Genomic DNA, 18773 nt, shown 5'->3' with positions numbered 1-18773 from the left:
AAGGGTTAGCGGCAGTATTTGTTTTGCAGTTTAGTATCGGTTTTTGTAACCTTCGCCAAAAAATATGCCAGTCCGGCAAAAGGGGTAAGGAGGTAAAAAAACGGATTTTTTAAATAGGTGTCGCCCCAGCGTAGTAATAGTGCCGCGTGTAACGGATTTTTAGGGGTTTGCCTTTTGGTTGTTTTACCGTCGTTTACGAGTCCGAAAAGGGTTTTTATAAAGTTCTCAAAACCGGGTTGCCCTTTGCGGAGTATAATCCTGAAAACAATTTCCTCATCGGAATCATTAAAAAAACGATGCACGGTGCGTATGGGTACCAACCTGCTCTCGCCGGGTTTAAGGTGAATATCCTGCTTTTCGTACTGTATGCCCAGCAGCCCCTTTACGGCAATAAACTCTTCGGTAAATTTAGTGTGGTAATGCGGCGGATTCCCGCCACCCGGCATAAGGCTTACTTCAAGGAATGTGTATTCGCCATTAGTATCGGCAGCGCTTTCCAGTATTTTGGTATATTCCCCGTTTATGGGGTTATGATAGGCTTTTGGTATACCCATTACATGCAGTTTTCTACATATTCAATAGAGGAGAGTTTTCCGTCTTTAAAATTGAAATTCCATTCGTAATCTGCCGAAAGGTTTCTCGGGAAAATCACTACTCTTTGGTACTCTTCGTCAGTTACTTCGTCATAAAGGTCTTCCACGTACTGAGACTGTTCGGGGAAAGAACGTCCAAAGCTTTTTAGTTTTGTGGTATGGTCAAACCAGTCGTCATCTGTAGCAAAATACATGGCTTTTCGGGCAGTAAAATCAATGCTTCTAAAGTGTAATGTATCGTTAACCAACTCAAAAGCTACGCCTTTGTAGTAGTAAAATTTGGTTTCTTTTTCCTGCGTATCAGTGCATGAATATCTGTAAACAGTAGCAGTACTATCGGCACTTTTATAACGATCCTGAAACTCGCTAAGCGGGATGCTGAGTTTTATTTTGTCGTTTATGGTCGACTCGTCCCAGTTAATACCCTCGTTTTCCTGAGCATAAACAGTAAAAGAAATAAGTGTAATGAATAAGGCTAATAGTTTAGTGTGCATTTTTTATTTTGTTGTTTTTACTGATTAGGTGCGATTATATGCTCCATAAATTTATACAGGAATAAATTTAGTAAAATAACGGTTTCTCCTGTAATTATAGTATAAAGCCGAAGTTAAAAACCTCTCTGTCTTTTAGCTTCAAAAATAAGTATGGCAGCCGCTACAGAAACGTTCATGGAGTCTATTTCGCCCTGCATGGGTATTATAATATTTTTGGTAGATGCATCCCGCCATTCCTGTGTTAGTCCTGTAGCTTCGGTGCCTACAACAAGTGCGGTAGGGGTGGTGTAGTTTTGTGTATGGTAGTAGGTAGAATCCTGTAGGGTTGCACAGTATATGCTTATGCCTTTGTTTTTAAGATATTTTATTACTTGGGCAGTGCTACCTGTAGCAATTTGATTGGTAAACAGGCAACCCACACTGGAGCGTACAATATTAGGGTTGTACATGTCGCTTTTTGGATTGGCAATAATAACCGCATCCAGGTTAGCGGCGTCGGCAGTACGGAGTATAGCACCCAGGTTACCCGGTTTTTCGGTGGCTTCGGCTACCATAATTAAAGGATTATCGCCCAGTTTTAAATCATCAAGGCTTAATGATTTTGTTTTGGCAACAGCCAAAATCCCTTCGGTAGTATCACGATAGGCCAGTTTTTGGTATACGTCCCTGCTTATTTCAATTAATTCGGTATCAGGCTGGCTAAGTTCCCTTACCTGAGATTCGCTAATCATATCGGGTACAAACAAAATTGTTTCGGCAGTATAGCCTCCCTTTGCAGCAAGCATTATTTCACGTTGCCCTTCAATAAGAAAAGTTCCGCTTTGCCTGCGGGCTTTGGCTTTGTCCTGAAGTTGTACAAGCGATTTGATATAGGGATTTTGTGTACTTGAAATCTGTTTCATGTAAGCAGGGTTAAAGGCGGTAAAGGTACAAAGTATATTAATTATAATATACCCCTTGCTTTTATCTCTAAATACTTATTAATGCTTTCTATAGTAAGGTTTTCGGGTTTTGTTAGTACCGAATGGATACCGTATTTCTTTAGTTCGCTTACAATAAGCCTTTTCTCAAAAGCAAACTTTTCGGCAATCACCTTGTCATACACTTCCTGAATATCATCGGCCTTTTTATTGATAAACTCATCCAACTCGGTATTTTCAAAAAATACAACCACAAGCAGGTGGTTTTTTGAAATGGCTTTTAGGTAGGGTAATTGCCTTTTAAGCCCATCCATAGTCTCAAAGTTAGTATATAAAATAATAAGGCTCCTGTGGTTGATGTTCCTTTTAATATCTGCATACAACCTGCCATAGTCACTTTCAAAAAAGTCGGTCTCAACATTGTATAGGTTGTCCATTATTTTTTGCATTTGGGAAGTACGCCTTTCCGATGCAACACGGTTTTCTACTTTTTTGGAAAAAGAGAACATACCTGCCTTGTCCTGTTTTTTTAAAATAACATTAGAGAGTACAAGGGTTGAGTTAATGGCATAATCCAAAAGGCTTAACCCGTTAAAAGGCATTTTCATAACACGGCCTTTATCTATAGCCATGTATACGTTTTGTGATTTTTCGTCCTGAAACTGGTTTACCATAAGTTGCTTTCTTTTTGCAGTGGCTTTCCAGTTAATGGTACGAATATCATCGCCCGATACGTACTCTTTAATTTGCTCAAACTCCATAGTATGACCTATGCGTCTTATTTTTTTTAATCCATACTGCATAAGTGTATTAGAAAAAGCAATAAGATCGTACTTTTTAAGCTGCATGAACGAAGGGTAGGTGGGTACCATTTCACCTTCATTAAAAATAAACCTCCTGCATGCCAACTGTAGCGGGGAGGATATGTAAATATTTAGTTTACCAAAGTGATATTCACCCCTTTCTAGCGGTCTAAGCTGGTATTTAAGGGTTTCTTTTGTATTGGCAGAGAGTTTCTTTTTAATTTCAAAATTGCGTTCCTGAAACTGAAACGGAATTTCATCTATAATTTTTGCATGTACCGGGAAATTATAACTGCTTTCTATTGTTACTGTAACAGGGTTTTCATCCCCGTTAGAGAACTTTTCGGGCGTGTTTCTGGATGCCTTAAACTTCTGGTTGGTAAAAAGCAATACAAAATCAATCACCGTAAAGGCAATAAAAATGTAAAACAAAATCCAGGTTACATGGTATAGTGCAGGGATAAAATAAGCTAGTGTAAAGCTTATTAGTATGCCTATAAATACATAGAAAAAGAAATTGTTAAGATATATTTGCTTAAGCCACTTCATTAACGCGGAATTTCTACAGTGTCAATTATCTGTCTTATTATCTGTTCTCCGGTAAGTCCTTCCATTTCTCTTTCCGGTGCTATTACAACACGGTGCTGTAGTACAGGTACGGCAGAATCTTTAATATCATCTGGTGTTACAAAGTCCCTGCCTCTAAGGGCAGCATATCCTTTTGCAGCGTTTAGTATAGCGATAGAGGCACGCGGAGAGGCTCCAAGATAAAGGAAAGCATTTTCACGTGTGTTTGCTACAAGCTTGGCAATGTACTCTAAAAGCTGAGGCTCTATAACAATTTGTTTTACCAGTGCCTGATATTTAACAATGTTTGCCTGAGAAAGTATGGTTTTTACATCCTGCAGTTTCTCTTTGTTTTGTAATGCATTTTCTCTTTGCAGTATAGCTATCTCTTCTTCTAGTTTTGGATAATCGATAGTGATTTTGAAAAGAAAACGATCCAACTGAGCTTCCGGCAGGCGATAAGTACCTTCCTGCTCAATTGGGTTTTGTGTTGCTATTACAAGAAACGGAGATTCCATTTTGTAACTGCTGCCTTCAATGGTAATTTGTCTTTCTTCCATTACCTCAAAAAGTGCTGCCTGTGTTTTTGCCGGAGCCCTGTTTATCTCATCAATTAGTATGAAATTAGAGAATATTGGTCCTTTTTTAAAATCAAAGGAAGATTTAGACATGTCAAATACCGATGTTCCCAGTATATCTGAAGGCATTAAATCGGGCGTAAACTGAATTCTGCTGAAATCAAGCGAAAGGGTTTTTGCCAAAAGTTTTGCCGTAATGGTTTTTGCAACACCCGGTACACCTTCAAGCAACACGTGTCCGTTAGACAGTATGGCAACAAGCAGCCTGTCTATCATTTTATGCTGACCCACAATAACATTGCCTATTTCCTGCTTAACATCATTTATGCTTTGTTGTAGCTCGTTTAAATCAAGCCTCATACCAAAGTTAATATTGTCGCTTTGTGTTTCAACGTTATTGTTTTCCGGTGTGTGGTTTTGTGTATTAGTAAGGTTCTCCGGATTGTTTTCGGTGTTATTATTTTCAAATGATTCCATTATAGTATCAGTTTTTCTATTGCTTTATTAATCTGTATCACATCTGCCTCGCTACTTTCAAAGCTGTTTCGGTGTCGTTTTATCAAACTTACGGCTTTTTCAATATCTTCAAGAGGCTTTCCTGTTTTTTGGTGTAGTTTTTCTACAAACTCATTATTTAAACTGGAAGTATCTATAAGGTAAACGGTTCTTATATGTTCCAGGAAATAAATAATTTTCTTTTGGATTATAGTATGATGATCTTTTTCCTGGTAATAAAGGTTACCTATGGTTTTTGTAAAATCTATCGTTGTGTTTTTTACCGGGGGTATATCATCTACAATACGTTGTTTTCTTCGGGCATTAAAGAATATAAATATAAACAAACATAATAGCCCTAAGCGGTATACCGCCTTAAAGGCAGGTTGTTTTAAGAAATATCTTAAAGCTGAGCCTTCAAGTTGGTCATCTATTAACGATTTTGAGTACCAGTATATATTACCCTGAGGAAGGTATGACAGTACCTGTTCGGCATAACGGTAATGATCACTTTTTAAAAGATGAAAATTAGTAAATGCCGCAGGTTGTGTATGTAATATAAAAGAGCCGTTACCGTAAGGAACCTTAATGAAATTGACATCTTTTTTCTTGTCCAGCCTTTGGTAGCCCAGTATTAGGGTGTTTAAGGTATCCAGCCTATCAAAATAAGTGAATCCAACTCCTTCATTGTAATATAGCTTGTCGATGTTTTTAGTTTTATCGGCAAGGGTAAGTTTTAACGAATCGTTACTGTAATAACGATAAGATATCCCTAAATGGAGAGAATCGAGAATAGCATTAGGGAAATCCTTCATGCTTAAGAATACAGTACTCCCGTATTCGGCAAAATACAGCAGTTCCTGTACCGACTCGTTATCAATTTTGCTTGACTCGTCAATGTTTATAAAAGTGCCTTTTTCGGTATAATCTTCAAGATCATAGTCATATAGGGGAGTGATGTATTCGTAAGGAGTAATACTAAACTTTTTAAGCTCACTGTCCTTAAAAATGGTTTTTGCTTCTTTATCTAAAACATAAAGTCCTAAAGGGATTTTTTCTTCTGTTTTATAGCTCGGTAACCAGTTTACAGGTTCAGGTTTATTTGCATCTACAATCATAATAACGACTAAAACCAATGCAAACAGCACTATATATGCAATAAGGCTTTTTTTCATGGTTAAAGGGTATTAATGGTTTTAGTAAATGCTTTTTCTGCTTTAATGAAAGCATCATTTTTTATTTCAAATTCGCCATACCATATATAATCATATATGTATGAAAGGTATTTAAAATCTTCTTTTAATTCAGGGTTTGTAATTTCATACAAATAGTCTGTATTTGTTTTATCAGGATGCCATTGTATAATTTCCCTGTAGGTAAGCAGCTTTAGCAGCCACAGGTAGTAATACCTTGTAGCAAGCCTGTAGTCGCCGTTCTGTTTTGTTTTTTCTATTAGATCTTTAAAGTTTGCCTGAGACAGTTCTTCTGTCATTATTTCTTCGGCAGTTATTTTTTTGCTCGAACGTTTAAAAATCCAGTATTTGTCTTTTCCAAGTAACGCTGTTATTGTAAGGTAAATTACAAACCCTATCGCAACAAATGCAAATGTCCTTATGGTATAGATGAGAAAATTAGAATTTGAGGTTTTATCACCAGCTCCTAAAATATCCCTTATAAGTCGTCCAACCCATTCCCAAAAACGATCCCATGCAGTTTTAGCCTTTGGTTTAACTTCATACACAAACTCTTTCCCTTTATATTTTTCTTTAAAGTTTGGGGATAATTGTCTTTGTGTGTATTTAACCGTATCAGATATAGGGAAATGCATTTCGGTTTTCAGTGTGTCCTGCACGGTTGTTCCGGCAAAAACAGGTTGAAAAAATGAAATACAGAATATATATAGTATTAAAATCTTTTTACTCACGTTCACCTCCAATTAAGTCTATTTCTGAATCAAGTGACCTGTTATGAATTGATTCTTCATAGCTATAATAAATCATTCCCTGAGAGATAACAGTAAGATTGGTTAATAAATAACTCACAAATACTGATATAGTAGTACCTATTATAGTAAGGATTACTGATATTGAAGAAGTATCGGTAGTTTCATCTAACAGGGTGAAGCTTCCTAATAATTCAGGAATTGCTGAGAAGAATAAATCAATACAAAATACTACAATACCAATTATTAAACTTACACCTATGTTTGCCCAAAAATTATTTTTTAGTATTGTTATTCCCTGAGAGAAAGAAGTGAAAAAACCGTTATTAGTAGTGATATTGTCGTAAAAAGATAGTGATATCCAGCTTCCCATTGCAACTATTATGATACACGCAACCGGAATACCAATTATAGTGACCACAAAAAATGCCGATATAAGAGCAATTATTGTAAATAAAGGTATAAAACTTATTAATGAAGCAATAGGGAATAATATTATTTTTCCTGCTTTTGATTTTAGCAGGGTTAATATGTCCTTAACGGTAGGCTCCTGTTTATCCTGTAATGTTTTAAGGTATAGTATTGGGTAACTGTAATTAAGTAGTGAGAGTGTTATTAATAATAGTAATATAAGTCCGCCTACACTAATAAAGTACCATACATTATCTTCAAAATAATTCAAAATCATTTCTTGGGCTCCCGGCGAGTTAAAGTCACCTATAGAAGTAAAAATAACATTAGTAACAAGATAGGTAAGTAGTGCTATTACAACCAGTATACCTCCATTTATGATGAAGTAATTTTTAAAATAATTTTTTCCGTGATATTTAAAAAAAGAAAAGCTATCGCTAATTAGAGCATTAAAATCACGAAGACGGTATAATTTAAACATTTTTCAGGTGTGTTTTTTTATGTACAATGAATGGGTATATCAAAAAATAAAAAGATATAAGTGCTAAAGTAGCAAGTATAATAAATATATTTAAAAACAGAGGCATATCTGGCGAGTAACGGGTTACAAAACCTTCCAGTATACCTGCCATTATGGTAAACGGCATTGTAGCCAGTACTATTTTAAAACTGTTTTTAAAACCTATTTTAAGTGAAGCTTTACGTGAGTAGGTTTTAGGGAACAGCAATGATGCGCCTAAAATTAAACCTGCTGCAGCTTCTATCACAATAGCAAATATTTCCATTGCACCATGTATCCATATACCGCGAACGCTTTCCCAAAAAACACCCTGCTCCTGGAAAAAATACTGAAACGATCCCAGCATAACGCAGTTTCTAAATAGTATATAAGCAGTACCAATGCCGGCAAATATGCCAAAGAAATAAGATTTAAGTCCTACCTCCAGGTTATTTTTTGTAATGGAAAACCACATTCCCCAATTACTGCCACTTTTATATACAGCTACAGGGTTGCCTTTTTCTATGTTTTCAAGTGTCATGTTAACATAGTTATCGCCCATTATCAGCCTTACAAAAGTGGTGTCGTTCATTGCAGATATAACTCCAATTGCCGTAAAAACTGTAAAAAGTATAAAAGCATATAAAACATATCGCCTGTACTGATATACTATTAACGGCACCTCTGTTTTAAAGAAGCTTATAAACCTATTGCTTTCTTCTCTTTTAGTTTTATAAATTTTTTGATAGGTAATAGAAGCAAGGTGGTTTAAATAGGTAACGGCTTTGCTTTTAGGGTAGTAGGTTTGTGCAAACGAGAGGTCGTTAACCAAATGAATATATAAACTGGCTAATTCATCAGGATTTTTTTTAGCTTTACCAAAAATAGCCTGTTCAAATTCAAGCCATTTTTCTTTATTTTGTTTTATAAATGCCACTTCTCTCATAGGGAAGCTAAAATAAAAAATATGTCAGAATTATCTATAACAACTACTCAAAATGTTAATATAAATTTCACTACCGCATCTGTAGGTGAAAGAGTACTGGCATATTTACTTGATGTACTAATTATTTTTTGCTACTATGGAGTAGTTATATCTTTGGTGTTCAATGTTTTTGATATTGAACATTTTATAGGGACAGACAGTGCTTCATTAATGGCTGTGTACGGATTTATATCCCTGCCTGTGGCTTTTTACGCATTGTTTTTTGAAAACCTGATGGAAGGTCAAACTGTAGGAAAAAAGATTTTAAAAATAAAGGTGATAAAAATAGACGGATATCAGTCCAGTTTTGCCGATTACCTTATAAGATGGCTTTTCAGGATAATTGAAGTAACACCACCGTTTAGTTTTATTGGTCTTATTGTTATGATAGTAAGTAACAAAACACAACGAATAGGTGATATGGCAGCCGGTACGGCTGTAATTACCCTTAAAAATAAAATTAATATTAATCATACTATACTAACTGAGCTTAAAAGTGATTATGTGCCTACTTATCCGTTGGTAATAAAGCTTACTGATAATGATGTAAGGATTATTAAGGAAACGTATGAAACAGCGATAAAATCTGCCGATCATGAAATTATAGTTAAACTGGTAGATAAAATTGAATTGGTTACCGGTATAAAATCGGTGTCAAACACCAACATGGCCTTTGTAAGTACTATTATAAAAGATTATAACTACTATACCCAAAACATGTAATGTTTTTTTACCTGCTAGATATTTTAGGAACTATGGCTTTTGCCATATCGGGGGTGCTAACGGCGCTAAACAAAAAAATGGATCCGTTTGGGGTATTTGTCATTGCCTTTGTAACGGCTGTGGGCGGTGGTACCCTGCGTGATGTACTTATAGGTCGTACACCGGTAGGGTGGATGCAGGACCTTAACTATGTATACGTTATTACTGCCGGGTTTGTACTGGCCATAATATTCAGGAAAAAACTGGATAAGCTACGCACATCCCTTTTCTTTTTTGATACTATAGGATTGGGAGTTTTTACCCTTATAGGGCTTGAAAAAGGACTGGATGTTAACCTGCATCCTGTAATTTGTATTGCTTTGGGAACCATGACAGCCTGTTTTGGCGGAGTAACCCGTGATATATTATGTAACCAGATACCAGTTGTTTTTAGAAGGGAAATATATGCCACCATTTGTATTTTAGGCGGAGGTGTTTTCTTTTTACTAAAAACGTTAGATGTATCTAACGGACTCCTGTATATACTTACATCTGGGGTTATTATTACCGTTAGGTTAATGGCCGTGGTGTTTAAATGGTCGTTGCCGTCACTGGGTAAAAATTAGATAGCTTCGGTTTTTATATAGTCCATACTTTCAAGCTTGTCTGTCAAAATAGTTAACAGGTCATAAAAGGCTTTAAGCATTTCAAAATCGGTTATGTCATCGTAGGTATAGAGTGTAAGTTCTGTTTTGCTTTTAGGAAGTTTTTTTCCAAAAATACCCTCTTTTTTTGAGGTTGTGATATAAACTCCTTTAAACTGTTCTATGGATTCTCTTACTTCCTTATTGTTTAAAATCTGCTTTATTTTAAAACCATTATTACTTTTTATAATAAAATCCCTGTCAAATTTAGTATGTCCAACCTCTATGTCCTGCATACCAAATAGTTTACCTATACTGGTTATGAGGTTCTTTCTGTAAATTTCAAAACTGAACTCATAATTTATATTAAGAGGTATTGTTAGCCTTGTGAAAACTTGTGTAATTGTAGTGTTTGATACCGTTTGATAGGTTGTGTAATTATCAAAAATTACTGAATGGCCTTTATATTTTTTAATAGTTTTTGCCGAGTGCCATGCACTGTTTTTAATATATTCACCATTAATATATTGGGCAAACTCATTCCATTTTTCTGGCTTCATAGTAAGGTGTTGTTTATTGATATATCTCGAAATAGTATTACATAATAATTAGTAGCTTATATTGCCATATTGTTACTGTTTTATTTAACTACTATGTAATTTATTTGTTGAGAATACCTATCTCTTCCAGTTTATCTAATACTGTTGTTATAAGTAAGTAAATGGTTTCAAGCTCCCTGTAATCATGAATGTCTCTTTCCGTTATAAATTCAATCTCATAAGCCCCTTCAGGAAGTTTTTTCCAAAGTTTTCCGGGTTTTGAGAGTTTTAAATTTAAACGTTTAAAGTTTTCAATTTCATGTTTTACTTTTGGGTCTCGTAGTAACTGTTTTATTTTAAACCCATCATTACTTTTTACAATGTAATTTTTATCAAAAACAGGGTCTCCGGTTTCTATATCCTGCATGCCAAAGTACTTGCCTATTGAGCTAAATATATTGCTGTTGTATATATGAAATTCAAAATATTTTTTTGGGATAATGTAGGTGTAAACCTTTGTACACGTTACAGGAGTTTCACCACCTGTAGAATAATTCTCAAACACTATGGTATAGCCATTATGTGCTTTTTTTACCGCAGGCGGATACCAAAATCCTTTTTTAAAGTATTCTCCATTAATGTATTCTGCAAAATTTTTCCAGCCTTTTGAGTTCATGATAAGGTATGTTTAGGATTTAAAATGGTATTTAGCCCTTCTTTTTCAAAAAGTATGCGACCTATTTTTACATCACTCCAGCCTGGTTTTAAAGTGTAGGTAAATGCCGGTATGTTTGCTTTTAGGTTACAGTCCAGATAAAAAGTATCAATTGTTTTATCCTGTATCTCTTTCATTTCGGTAAGCTGATGCAAATGGCTGGAGACTAAAAACAGGGAATTTTTAAAATTAAGCAGCCCTCTAAGGGTAGTTTGGCTTATTTCCAGTGCATCTTCAATATTAGTACCTCTAAAAAGTTCGTCAAAAACTGCATAATTAGGACTGTCGTTGGTGGCTTCCAGTGCTACGTTTTTGAGATTTATAACCTCGGTCATAAAATGACTGTACCCGCTTTGCATGTCATCATTAAGATTAATAAATACCGATATATTGTTGTACCGTGGTAACTGGGCGGCCTTTGCAGGTACGGCAAACCCAATATTGCCGAGATAAATACAAAGACTTATGGCTTTAAGCAGAGTGGATTTGCCCGACATATTAGGGCCTGTTATAAGAATAACATTACTGTTTGAGGTAAACGTGTTTTTAACAGGGTCTTTTAGCAGGGGATGGTAAAAATCTGTCAATGATACCTGCCCTGTACTGATTTCAGGAAAACAGAAATTATGTTTTTTTATTCCTGTAATGATTGATATGTAGGCTTCAAAAAGGGTATAAGTATCTTGGAAGGGTGTAATCTCCTTTTTCTGCTTTTTTAGCGAAATGTGTTTTATAATTTGTACAATGTGCTTTACGCCAAATTTGTGTTCCCGTATAAGGTTTTCATAATAGTCCAGTTTAAAACTGTTTAAAAAATCATCCAGTAACCTAATGTCGTTTTTATACTTTTCGGGGAATGGGGCTGTAATAAGCCTTTTAATGTAATGGTTGTGCAGCCTGTGGAAAAGCGTTATTAACTGCACACACCACCCTCGGTAATCATAATGCTTTTTTTTAGAGAGTCTAAGTCTTAACTTCAGTCGTTTAGGAAGAAAGTCATGCTCATCAAAGTTTCTTAAAAAGATGTATACCTGCCTAAAATCAATACGGGAATAGGAGTAGCCCTCAAATAACGAAAAGTTTTCCATGAAACCTTTGAGTATGTTTTGGCGCTCCAGTATCTCACTTGTACTAACAAGCGGAAAGGAAAGTAGTTTCTTTACTTCGGCTTTAGCATCACCGTTTAGTGTATAGTTAAAAAGTTCGAGTATATCCTCGTTAACATTAAGGTCTTTTATTCTCATTAAGGTGTGTTATTTGCTTACATATACCCATCCTACTATAGGTTGCGGATAATCAGGGTCGTTAAGTTCCAGCACAAAATAATAAGTACCTACAGGTACAGTTCTGCTATCAGCTCCTATTTTGGCTTCGCTGGCTATTCCGTCCCAGTCTTCTTTACTGTGATCACCTACCCATACCAGTGCTCCCCAGCGGTTATAAATGCTCATCTTAAAGTTAAGGAAGATGTTACGCAGCCCCCTTACAAAAAACGTGTCATTTATACCATCGCCGTTTGGAGTAACATAATTGTAAGTTTGTGGCGGACAGTTTTTGGTATAAAGCAAAAATGATGCTACACTGTAGCAAAACTCATCGTTTAACCTCACAAAAATTTCCTGAGGGTTATCGGTAGTTATAAACTGTGAAGTATTGGTTATAGGATTAATTCCCTGTTCGGCATCCTGTTGAGTAAGGTAAAAAGCTACAATATCATCGGGGTTTTGTTTCAGGCTTTGTTCATAATCAGAAAAATCAAAAGTACCTAAACCAAAACCTTCGTTACAGGAAATTATATCTTCCAACCCAGTAATTACAGGAGATGATACCAATGATACGTTTATGCTATAGCTGTTATTAGTTTCATCAATTTCCTGTACAATTCCGTTTCCTGTACCATCGTCATCAACCACAAAAGTAAGTTCAAAATCCATAGGTATACCATCGGGTATGGTAAGTACAATTACATCATCCTCGCTTCCGCCTATGGCGATGTCTAATAGGGTTTCGGTATACTCAATAAACTGACCGTTGGCATAAATGGATATTGGTGTTCCTGCCGGCAGTATATCGTCGCTATCTAAATTATAAACCGTAAAGGCAACCTCTATTATGCGTGAGTCACACGATTTTTCAATATCGTTTATAGATATGGTAGCATCGGGGAAAAAGCAGTCTACTGCATGCAGCGCAAAAGCCCCTATACTATAGCAGCCGTTCTCATCTTGCAGGCGGGCATAAATAATTTCTGAAGGTCCGTTTGAAGTGTAATTTTCCGGATTGGTAATATGGTCTGTTTCATTTTCGGCATCCTCCATAGAAGTGTAAAAACGAACTACATCAGTAGGGGAGTTTTTAAGTTCTTCCTCATAAGCCGAAAAATCAAAAATACCAACACCACTGCCATTAAATGTTTCGCAAACGGTTATGTCTTCCAGTTGTTGGAATGGGGGAGACACCAGTAGGCTTACATTCACACTAAAGCTGTTGTTATTCTCATTGGTTTCGGTAATTATACCTGTCCCCGTACCGTTATCATCTACAACAAAAACAAGTTCAAAATCGGTTGGAGTCCCTGCGGGTAGAGTAATAGTTATAGAACCACTTTCACTTCCGTCAATAGGGAGTTCTGTTTGAGTTTGTGTTGTAGCTACCAGTACACCATCGGCATATATGGCTATAGGAGTACCTGCCGGAAGCGGATCGGTACTGTTAACGTTGTACACAGTATAATCGGCCTCAATTACAAGTGAGTTACAGGCTAGGGTAATATCATCTACCTCTATGGTAGCATCGGGCAACTGACTGTTAAGCTTGGTAATAATGGCATTTACCATTACAAAATCCTGACCTGATTCCAGGCTAATATCTGCCGACTCATCACCAATTTGTATAAGGTTTTGAATGTCGTAAATATCCAAATCCATGTTATACATATCGCTTGCGCCTGTTACACTATTAGTACCGTTAAAAGCATTATTTGATGGGTTTAACGGAGGGTTGCCCAAAACGTTTCCGTTTATGGAAAGCACTTCATTATTAGCAATATTCTCATCGCCTTCCCAGGCAATGAAACCTATTTTAGCACCTATGTTATCAATAACGTTAAGGCTAGGGAGTTCAATATCTATAGAGTTTGGTACAAACTGTAGTCCGTCATACAAATTAACCTGGTTAAGCGGAAGATTGTCGTTTTCATAAACTACAAATATGGCCCATCCGCCAAAGTTAGTTCCGTTTACACAGTATAGGTTTTGTGTGGGCGGTACATCGTTATTAATAACATCGGTAAGGTCGAGATCAGATACGGTATAAGTACCGTTTCCGGTAGTTTGTACTAGTGCGGTTACATCGGCAAAGGCACTAAAAAAATCACGAGGAATAAAATCAGTACTACTGGTAAATACTACAGGGAAGGTGCGTGATGCTACTACATCCTGTCCGTTTAGCTGAATGTTAAAATCCCCGCTGCCCGATCCTGCCCAGTACAGGTAGGCTCTAAGTATAGTGTCATCAGGGTTAAGTGTAAGTTCGGCCGATGATGATGTAAGTATACTACAGTCTACCCCGGCACCATTAGGTTGCAGGTTTAATGTATTACCTACAAAGGTAAAATCATACCTGCCGTTAAACTGCTCATATAGTTCAATATCTACCTGGCTGTTAGCGGTTAAAGTACAAAGTAATAAAAATATAAAAGGAAGTAGTTTTCTCTTCACTGCAAGTTGTTTAATTTTTTGCTTAAAAATAGAAAATATTTACCAAAGCTGCTGTTTTTTACCTAAATAGGTAATAAAAAGGAAGTTTTTATCGATTAGGTATGATTAATTCTGTATATGCCGTAGATTTTTTTATTTTTACCAATTCAAATTATAATTATGAGTCACATACTTTTATATTTCGATCCGGGTACGGGAGCGCTTATTGTACAGTTTTTAGTAGCGATAGGAGCTTCAATAGCTTTATTTTATAAAAGGATAAGCCTAAAGCTTAAATCGATTTTTGGTAAAAAGCAGGAAGATAATCTTTTAGGTGATATTGATATAGAAGAAAAATCAGATGCAGACAAAGAATAGGCATTCTTCTTCGTTCAGGGATCCGTCAGGTTATATCTTTACTAACCAAGACCAGGTTTTTAGGCAGGTAAATCCCATTTATTTTGAGCAGTATAACTCGCTTAAAGCCAGTGGTTTTTATGAAAAGCTTTTTAAAGTAGGGCTACTTATTCCACATGAGGAAACTGAGGCAACTCAAACCGGTATTACCTTAAAACCCGAAAATATATCTTTTTTTTCCTATCCCTACGAGTGGAGTTTTAATCAATATAAGCATGCGGCTTTGCATACCTTAAAGCTGCAAAAGTATTGCCTGCAAAATGGTTATAGCCTTAAAGATGCAACAGCCTTTAATATAACTTACCATAAAGGGAAGCCTGTATTTGTAGATACACTTTCGTTTGATTTTTATAACCAAGGAGAGCCTTGGCGAGCGTATAAGCAATTTTTAATGCACTTTTTTGCACCTTTACTTTTAGCAAAATACTACGGTAACGATATGCTTAAAATAATGTTGCAGTATATTGACGGAGTTCCGCTAGATAAAGTGGCTAAAATGTTACCGTTTAAATGCAGGTTTAGCCCTGTACTTTACACCAATATTTACCTTACGGCAAAGTATGATTCTAAATACAGTGGTGATAAGGAAAGTAGCAAGGAAAAGAAAGTTAATATACCTAAGGAATCACAAATTAAGATTCTTGATTCTTTATACAATTATATAAAAGACCTTGAGCTTAAAGAGAAGACAGAGTGGAAAGATTACTATAGCGTAACCAACTATGATGCCGACTCGTTTGCTTATAAAAAAGAGCTTGTAAGAAAATGGTACCAGGGTATTAATGCCGATAAATTAATTGATTTTGGCGGTAACGACGGTACTTTTTCAAGAGTTCTTAAAGATTTAGCCAAAGAGATACTGGTAACCGATATTGACCCAAATGCGGTAGATCAAAACTATATAGAGGTACTAAAGCAAAAGGAAACTAATATTTTACCTTTGGTAAGTGATTTAGTTAACCCGGTGCCGGGTATAGGTTTAAACAATACCGAAAGAGATTCATTACTGGACAGAGTTAAAAATGCTAATTATGATGTAGCTATGGCGCTTGCCCTAATACATCATATTTCCCTTACAGGTAATGTGCCTTTTGATATGTCGGCTAAGTTGTTTGCTTCACTAACGCCCTATCTTATTATAGAGTTTCCCGATAGAGAAGACTCATGGGTTGATTTCCTTTTAAGGAGTAAGCGTGAATTTAAAAATCACTTTGACGGATATAATCTTACCGACTTTGAAAAGCAATACAGTGTGTACTTTGATGTTGTAGAGAAACAAAAAATACCAAATACACACAGAACAATGTTTTTACTTAAAAGAAAATAAGTATGATAGAAAAACTAAGGCAACGTATTTTAGATTTTATTAATTCTGAGAAGGATACTCCTATATTGGCAGGATTAGCAATAGGGTTTTACCTCATGTTATTTTATTATTCTGAAAACTTTGCTTTAGCTAATTCGCTAATTCAGTTTTTATTTTTTGCGGCTTATTATGTACTAGTACCTATTGTGATTTTATATGGAGGATACAAAATATTGCCGCTCTTTAAAATGGAAAATTACAGGAAAAATTACCTTTTTGTAGTAATGCCTGTTTTATTTTTTTACTACATTTTTGAACTTATTACATTACCGTTTACAGAAAAGGGAACACTTATAGTTATATTGATTGTTAGCTGGTTTGTTTCTAAAAAACATAAAAAATACTATAAGTTGTTCATTGTACTTATGTTTTTTCTTTCCCTGTTTAACTTAAAACCTTTAGTAAGGGTTGCTGTAATTGCCTTAAAATATGATAACAGTTGGAGTAAGCAACCAGATGATATCGAAAAGATACAGTTTAAAAAGAAACCAAATATCTATTACATTCAGCCAGATGGCTACACTAATCCCGTAAACTTTAGGGATAGTATTTATAACTTTGACAATACAACTTTTTGGAGTTACCTTGGTAAGCAAGGATTTAAAGTGTATGAAAATCAAAGATCTAATTATTACTCTACATTACTTTCAAATTCTTCAATGCTTTCCATGAAGCATCATTACAGCGCAAATGATATTGAAGAATACAGAGCAAGAGAAATAATTGTAGGTGATAATGCTGTATTGCGCACATTAAAGCATAATGATTATAAAACTCATTTTATAACAGAAAAACCTTACCTGTTAATAAACAGACCTGATTTAGGTTATGATTTTTGCAATGTATCTTACGGGCAATTACCGCTTTTAAAAGATGGATGGTCTCAAAATTATAATGTTTTTGATGACTTGAAGAAGCAAATGCAGGAAACATCTGATGCAGGAAATTTTTTCTTTATAGAAAAGTTTACTCCGGGTCATATAAGTGTTTATGAACGCAGAATTGCAGAAGACCAAGCTATAAAAGAAGAAAAAGATAAATACCTTAACGGGGTTAAGGAAGCTAATATATGGTTAGAAAAGGTTATTGCTCATATTGAGGAAAAAGATCCGGGAGCAATAATAATTATTGGTGCCGATCATGGTGGTTTTGCCGGCTTTGCTTATAGTTTACAATCGAGCTACAAAACAACTAATAAGTATAAAATAAACTCAATGTTTGGAGCATTATTGGCAATAAAATGGAATGATGCTGAGGTTACTGATTATGACAAAGACCTGAAAACAAATGTGAATATTTTCAGGATACTGTTTTCTTACCTGGCTCAGGATAAATCGTATCTTGATAATTTGCAGAAAGATGAGAGCTATGTGCGCCTAAGGGAGCCTAAAGGTCTTTATCTTTATATAAATGATAAAGGAGAATATGTGTTTGAAAAGACAGAAAAATAAACATGTATAGAATTGAGAAATATACAGTTGATTATTACACACAATGGAATGATTTTGTAAGCCGTTCTAAAAATGGTACGTTTTTGTTTCATCGTGATTTTATGGAATATCACAGTGATCGTTTTATAGATTTCTCATTACTTATATTTGAAAATAATAAACTGATAGCGCTTTTTCCGGCTAATAGTAAAAACGATATTATATATTCCCATCAGGGGCTTACATATGGAGGTTTTCTGTTAGAGACCAAAACAGGGGGAGCAAAAACAGAGCAAATAGTTGACACCGTTTTTAGATACCTTACTGATAAAGGGTTTAAAAAAGGCAGTATAAAACAAATATTACCTATATACCATAAATATCCGGCTTATGAGGCAGATTATGCCCTTTTTAAAAAAGGGGCAAATATTGTCCGCAGGGATATGAATCTGGCAATTGATTATTCGCTTCCGCTTACAATTTCCAAAAGTAAATTGAAACATTACAGGAGAGTAAGCGGCTTAGGGATGGAAATAAAGCAGGATAATAATTTTAAAGATTTTTGGCAACATGTTCTTGTTCCAAGGCTTGCCGAAAGGCATAATGCAAAGCCGGTACATACTGTTGAAGAGATAGAGTTGCTGCATAGTCGTTTTCCCGAAAACATATTTCAGTATAATGTTTATTTTGAAGGTGATATTGTAGCGGGAATAACGCTTTTTGATTCGGGAACAGTTGTGAAATCACAATATGGAGCTACTACAGATAAAGGTGAAGAACTAAGAGCTTTAGACTATCTTTTTATAACACTTATTGAAAAGTTTAGCAGTTTAAAGTGTTTTTTTGATATGGGAACTGTTACAGAGGAAAACGGTTATAATGCCGGTTTACTTAAGCAAAAAGAAGAACTGGGCTGTAGTGTATATGTTCAGGACTTTTATGAGGTGGTAATAACTGAATAGCTTTAAAAATTAT

At 35.4% G+C, this 18773-nt stretch carries 19 protein-coding genes; 6 read left to right on the top strand and 13 right to left on the bottom strand.

Annotation, left to right across the window (positions count from 1 at the left end; genetic code table 11):
- Window positions 1–5: 5 nt before the first annotated feature.
- The 9 genes from GN157_RS09910 to GN157_RS09870 form a co-directional block, all read right to left on the bottom strand.
- Window positions 6–554, bottom strand: coding sequence for a cupin domain-containing protein (locus GN157_RS09910; protein ID WP_157483258.1), 549 nt, complete (start codon window positions 552–554; stop codon window positions 6–8).
- Complete coding sequence (locus GN157_RS09905; protein ID WP_157483257.1) at window positions 554–1087, bottom strand: hypothetical protein; 534 nt, start codon at window positions 1085–1087, stop codon at window positions 554–556. Before GN157_RS09905 ends, GN157_RS09910 begins: the two co-directional genes overlap by 1 nt.
- 113 nt (window positions 1088–1200) lie before the next feature.
- Window positions 1201–1989 carry a TrmH family RNA methyltransferase gene (locus tag GN157_RS09900; protein WP_157483256.1) on the bottom strand — a complete coding sequence of 263 codons (789 nt, stop codon included), beginning with the start codon at window positions 1987–1989 and terminating at the stop codon, window positions 1201–1203.
- A gap of 41 nt (window positions 1990–2030) precedes the next feature.
- Entirely contained in the window at window positions 2031–3359 is a 1329-nt protein-coding gene (locus tag GN157_RS09895) for a DUF58 domain-containing protein (RefSeq protein ID WP_157483255.1), read from the bottom strand.
- On the bottom strand, window positions 3359–4315 hold the full coding sequence (locus tag GN157_RS09890; RefSeq protein ID WP_157483398.1) for an AAA family ATPase: 957 nt from the start codon (window positions 4313–4315) through the stop codon (window positions 3359–3361). Before GN157_RS09890 ends, GN157_RS09895 begins: the two co-directional genes overlap by 1 nt.
- A gap of 116 nt (window positions 4316–4431) precedes the next feature.
- Entirely contained in the window at window positions 4432–5625 is a 1194-nt protein-coding gene (locus GN157_RS09885; RefSeq protein ID WP_157483254.1) for a DUF4350 domain-containing protein, read from the bottom strand.
- 2 nt (window positions 5626–5627) lie between these two features.
- The gene (locus GN157_RS09880) at window positions 5628–6302 is read right to left on the bottom strand and encodes a DUF4129 domain-containing protein (RefSeq protein ID WP_157483253.1); all 675 of its coding nucleotides are present in this window, start codon (window positions 6300–6302) and stop codon (window positions 5628–5630) included.
- Window positions 6303–6366: 64 nt separating this feature from the next.
- A complete protein-coding gene (locus GN157_RS09875) occupies window positions 6367–7284 on the bottom strand; it encodes a hypothetical protein (protein WP_157483252.1) in 918 nt (305 codons plus the stop codon).
- A complete protein-coding gene (locus GN157_RS09870) occupies window positions 7277–8248 on the bottom strand; it encodes a stage II sporulation protein M (protein ID WP_157483251.1) in 972 nt (323 codons plus the stop codon). Before GN157_RS09870 ends, GN157_RS09875 begins: the two co-directional genes overlap by 8 nt.
- Before the next feature lie 21 nt (window positions 8249–8269).
- Between GN157_RS09870 and GN157_RS09865 the strand changes: the two genes are divergently transcribed.
- Window positions 8270–9010 (top strand): RDD family protein, encoded by a 741-nt coding sequence (locus tag GN157_RS09865; protein WP_157483250.1) that lies wholly within the window; start codon window positions 8270–8272, stop codon window positions 9008–9010.
- A complete protein-coding gene (locus GN157_RS09860) occupies window positions 9010–9615 on the top strand; it encodes a trimeric intracellular cation channel family protein (protein ID WP_157483249.1) in 606 nt (201 codons plus the stop codon). Before GN157_RS09865 ends, GN157_RS09860 begins: the two co-directional genes overlap by 1 nt.
- Here GN157_RS09860 and GN157_RS09855 read toward each other — a convergent pair.
- The 4 genes from GN157_RS09855 to GN157_RS18020 form a co-directional block, all read right to left on the bottom strand.
- Window positions 9612–10193, bottom strand: a complete 582-nt coding sequence (locus GN157_RS09855) for a hypothetical protein (protein ID WP_157483248.1) — start codon at window positions 10191–10193, stop codon at window positions 9612–9614. The two genes, GN157_RS09860 and GN157_RS09855, sit on opposite strands and share 4 nt — an antisense overlap.
- A 100-nt stretch (window positions 10194–10293) precedes the next feature.
- A complete protein-coding gene (locus tag GN157_RS09850) occupies window positions 10294–10848 on the bottom strand; it encodes a hypothetical protein (RefSeq protein ID WP_157483247.1) in 555 nt (184 codons plus the stop codon).
- On the bottom strand, window positions 10845–12131 hold the full coding sequence (locus GN157_RS09845; RefSeq protein ID WP_157483246.1) for a MutS-related protein: 1287 nt from the start codon (window positions 12129–12131) through the stop codon (window positions 10845–10847). Before GN157_RS09845 ends, GN157_RS09850 begins: the two co-directional genes overlap by 4 nt.
- Before the next feature lie 9 nt (window positions 12132–12140).
- Window positions 12141–14606 carry a T9SS type B sorting domain-containing protein gene (locus GN157_RS18020; protein WP_157483245.1) on the bottom strand — a complete coding sequence of 822 codons (2466 nt, stop codon included), beginning with the start codon at window positions 14604–14606 and terminating at the stop codon, window positions 12141–12143.
- Window positions 14607–14765: 159 nt separating this feature from the next.
- Between GN157_RS18020 and GN157_RS09835 the strand changes: the two genes are divergently transcribed.
- The 4 genes from GN157_RS09835 to GN157_RS09820 are packed head-to-tail and all read left to right on the top strand — an operon-like array spanning window position 14766 to window position 18760.
- Window positions 14766–14963 carry a hypothetical protein gene (locus GN157_RS09835; protein WP_157483244.1) on the top strand — a complete coding sequence of 66 codons (198 nt, stop codon included), beginning with the start codon at window positions 14766–14768 and terminating at the stop codon, window positions 14961–14963.
- On the top strand, window positions 14947–16329 hold the full coding sequence (locus GN157_RS09830) for a methyltransferase domain-containing protein (protein ID WP_157483243.1): 1383 nt from the start codon (window positions 14947–14949) through the stop codon (window positions 16327–16329). The genes GN157_RS09835 and GN157_RS09830 overlap by 17 nt, the downstream gene beginning before the upstream one ends.
- A 2-nt stretch (window positions 16330–16331) precedes the next feature.
- Window positions 16332–17819 carry an alkaline phosphatase family protein gene (locus GN157_RS09825; RefSeq protein ID WP_157483242.1) on the top strand — a complete coding sequence of 496 codons (1488 nt, stop codon included), beginning with the start codon at window positions 16332–16334 and terminating at the stop codon, window positions 17817–17819.
- Window positions 17820–17821: 2 nt separating this feature from the next.
- On the top strand, window positions 17822–18760 hold the full coding sequence (locus GN157_RS09820; RefSeq protein ID WP_157483241.1) for a FemAB family protein: 939 nt from the start codon (window positions 17822–17824) through the stop codon (window positions 18758–18760).
- Window positions 18761–18773 lie beyond the last annotated feature (13 nt).

Origin of the sequence: Flavobacterium rakeshii (assembly GCF_009741375.1) — a bacterium.
Lineage (GTDB): Bacteria > Bacteroidota > Bacteroidia > Flavobacteriales > Flavobacteriaceae > Flavobacterium > Flavobacterium rakeshii.
Note: the sequence above shows the minus strand (reverse complement) of the source record. Positions and strands in the feature narration are given on the sequence as shown.

Coding starts and splice junctions, on each gene's coding strand:
- GN157_RS09910 (WP_157483258.1), bottom strand. CDS start 554: ATGGGTATACCAAAAGCCTATCATAACCCCATAAACGGGGAATATACC.
- GN157_RS09905 (WP_157483257.1), bottom strand. CDS start 1,087: ATGCACACTAAACTATTAGCCTTATTCATTACACTTATTTCTTTTACT.
- GN157_RS09900 (WP_157483256.1), bottom strand. CDS start 1,989: ATGAAACAGATTTCAAGTACACAAAATCCCTATATCAAATCGCTTGTA.
- GN157_RS09895 (WP_157483255.1), bottom strand. CDS start 3,359: ATGAAGTGGCTTAAGCAAATATATCTTAACAATTTCTTTTTCTATGTA.
- GN157_RS09890 (WP_157483398.1), bottom strand. CDS start 4,315: ATGAGGCTTGATTTAAACGAGCTACAACAAAGCATAAATGATGTTAAG.
- GN157_RS09885 (WP_157483254.1), bottom strand. CDS start 5,625: ATGAAAAAAAGCCTTATTGCATATATAGTGCTGTTTGCATTGGTTTTA.
- GN157_RS09875 (WP_157483252.1), bottom strand. CDS start 7,284: ATGTTTAAATTATACCGTCTTCGTGATTTTAATGCTCTAATTAGCGAT.
- GN157_RS09870 (WP_157483251.1), bottom strand. CDS start 8,248: ATGAGAGAAGTGGCATTTATAAAACAAAATAAAGAAAAATGGCTTGAA.
- GN157_RS09865 (WP_157483250.1), top strand. CDS start 8,270: ATGTCAGAATTATCTATAACAACTACTCAAAATGTTAATATAAATTTC.
- GN157_RS09860 (WP_157483249.1), top strand. CDS start 9,010: ATGTTTTTTTACCTGCTAGATATTTTAGGAACTATGGCTTTTGCCATA.
- GN157_RS09855 (WP_157483248.1), bottom strand. CDS start 10,193: ATGAAGCCAGAAAAATGGAATGAGTTTGCCCAATATATTAATGGTGAA.
- GN157_RS09850 (WP_157483247.1), bottom strand. CDS start 10,848: ATGAACTCAAAAGGCTGGAAAAATTTTGCAGAATACATTAATGGAGAA.
- GN157_RS09845 (WP_157483246.1), bottom strand. CDS start 12,131: ATGAGAATAAAAGACCTTAATGTTAACGAGGATATACTCGAACTTTTT.
- GN157_RS09835 (WP_157483244.1), top strand. CDS start 14,766: ATGAGTCACATACTTTTATATTTCGATCCGGGTACGGGAGCGCTTATT.
- GN157_RS09830 (WP_157483243.1), top strand. CDS start 14,947: ATGCAGACAAAGAATAGGCATTCTTCTTCGTTCAGGGATCCGTCAGGT.
- GN157_RS09825 (WP_157483242.1), top strand. CDS start 16,332: ATGATAGAAAAACTAAGGCAACGTATTTTAGATTTTATTAATTCTGAG.
- GN157_RS09820 (WP_157483241.1), top strand. CDS start 17,822: ATGTATAGAATTGAGAAATATACAGTTGATTATTACACACAATGGAAT.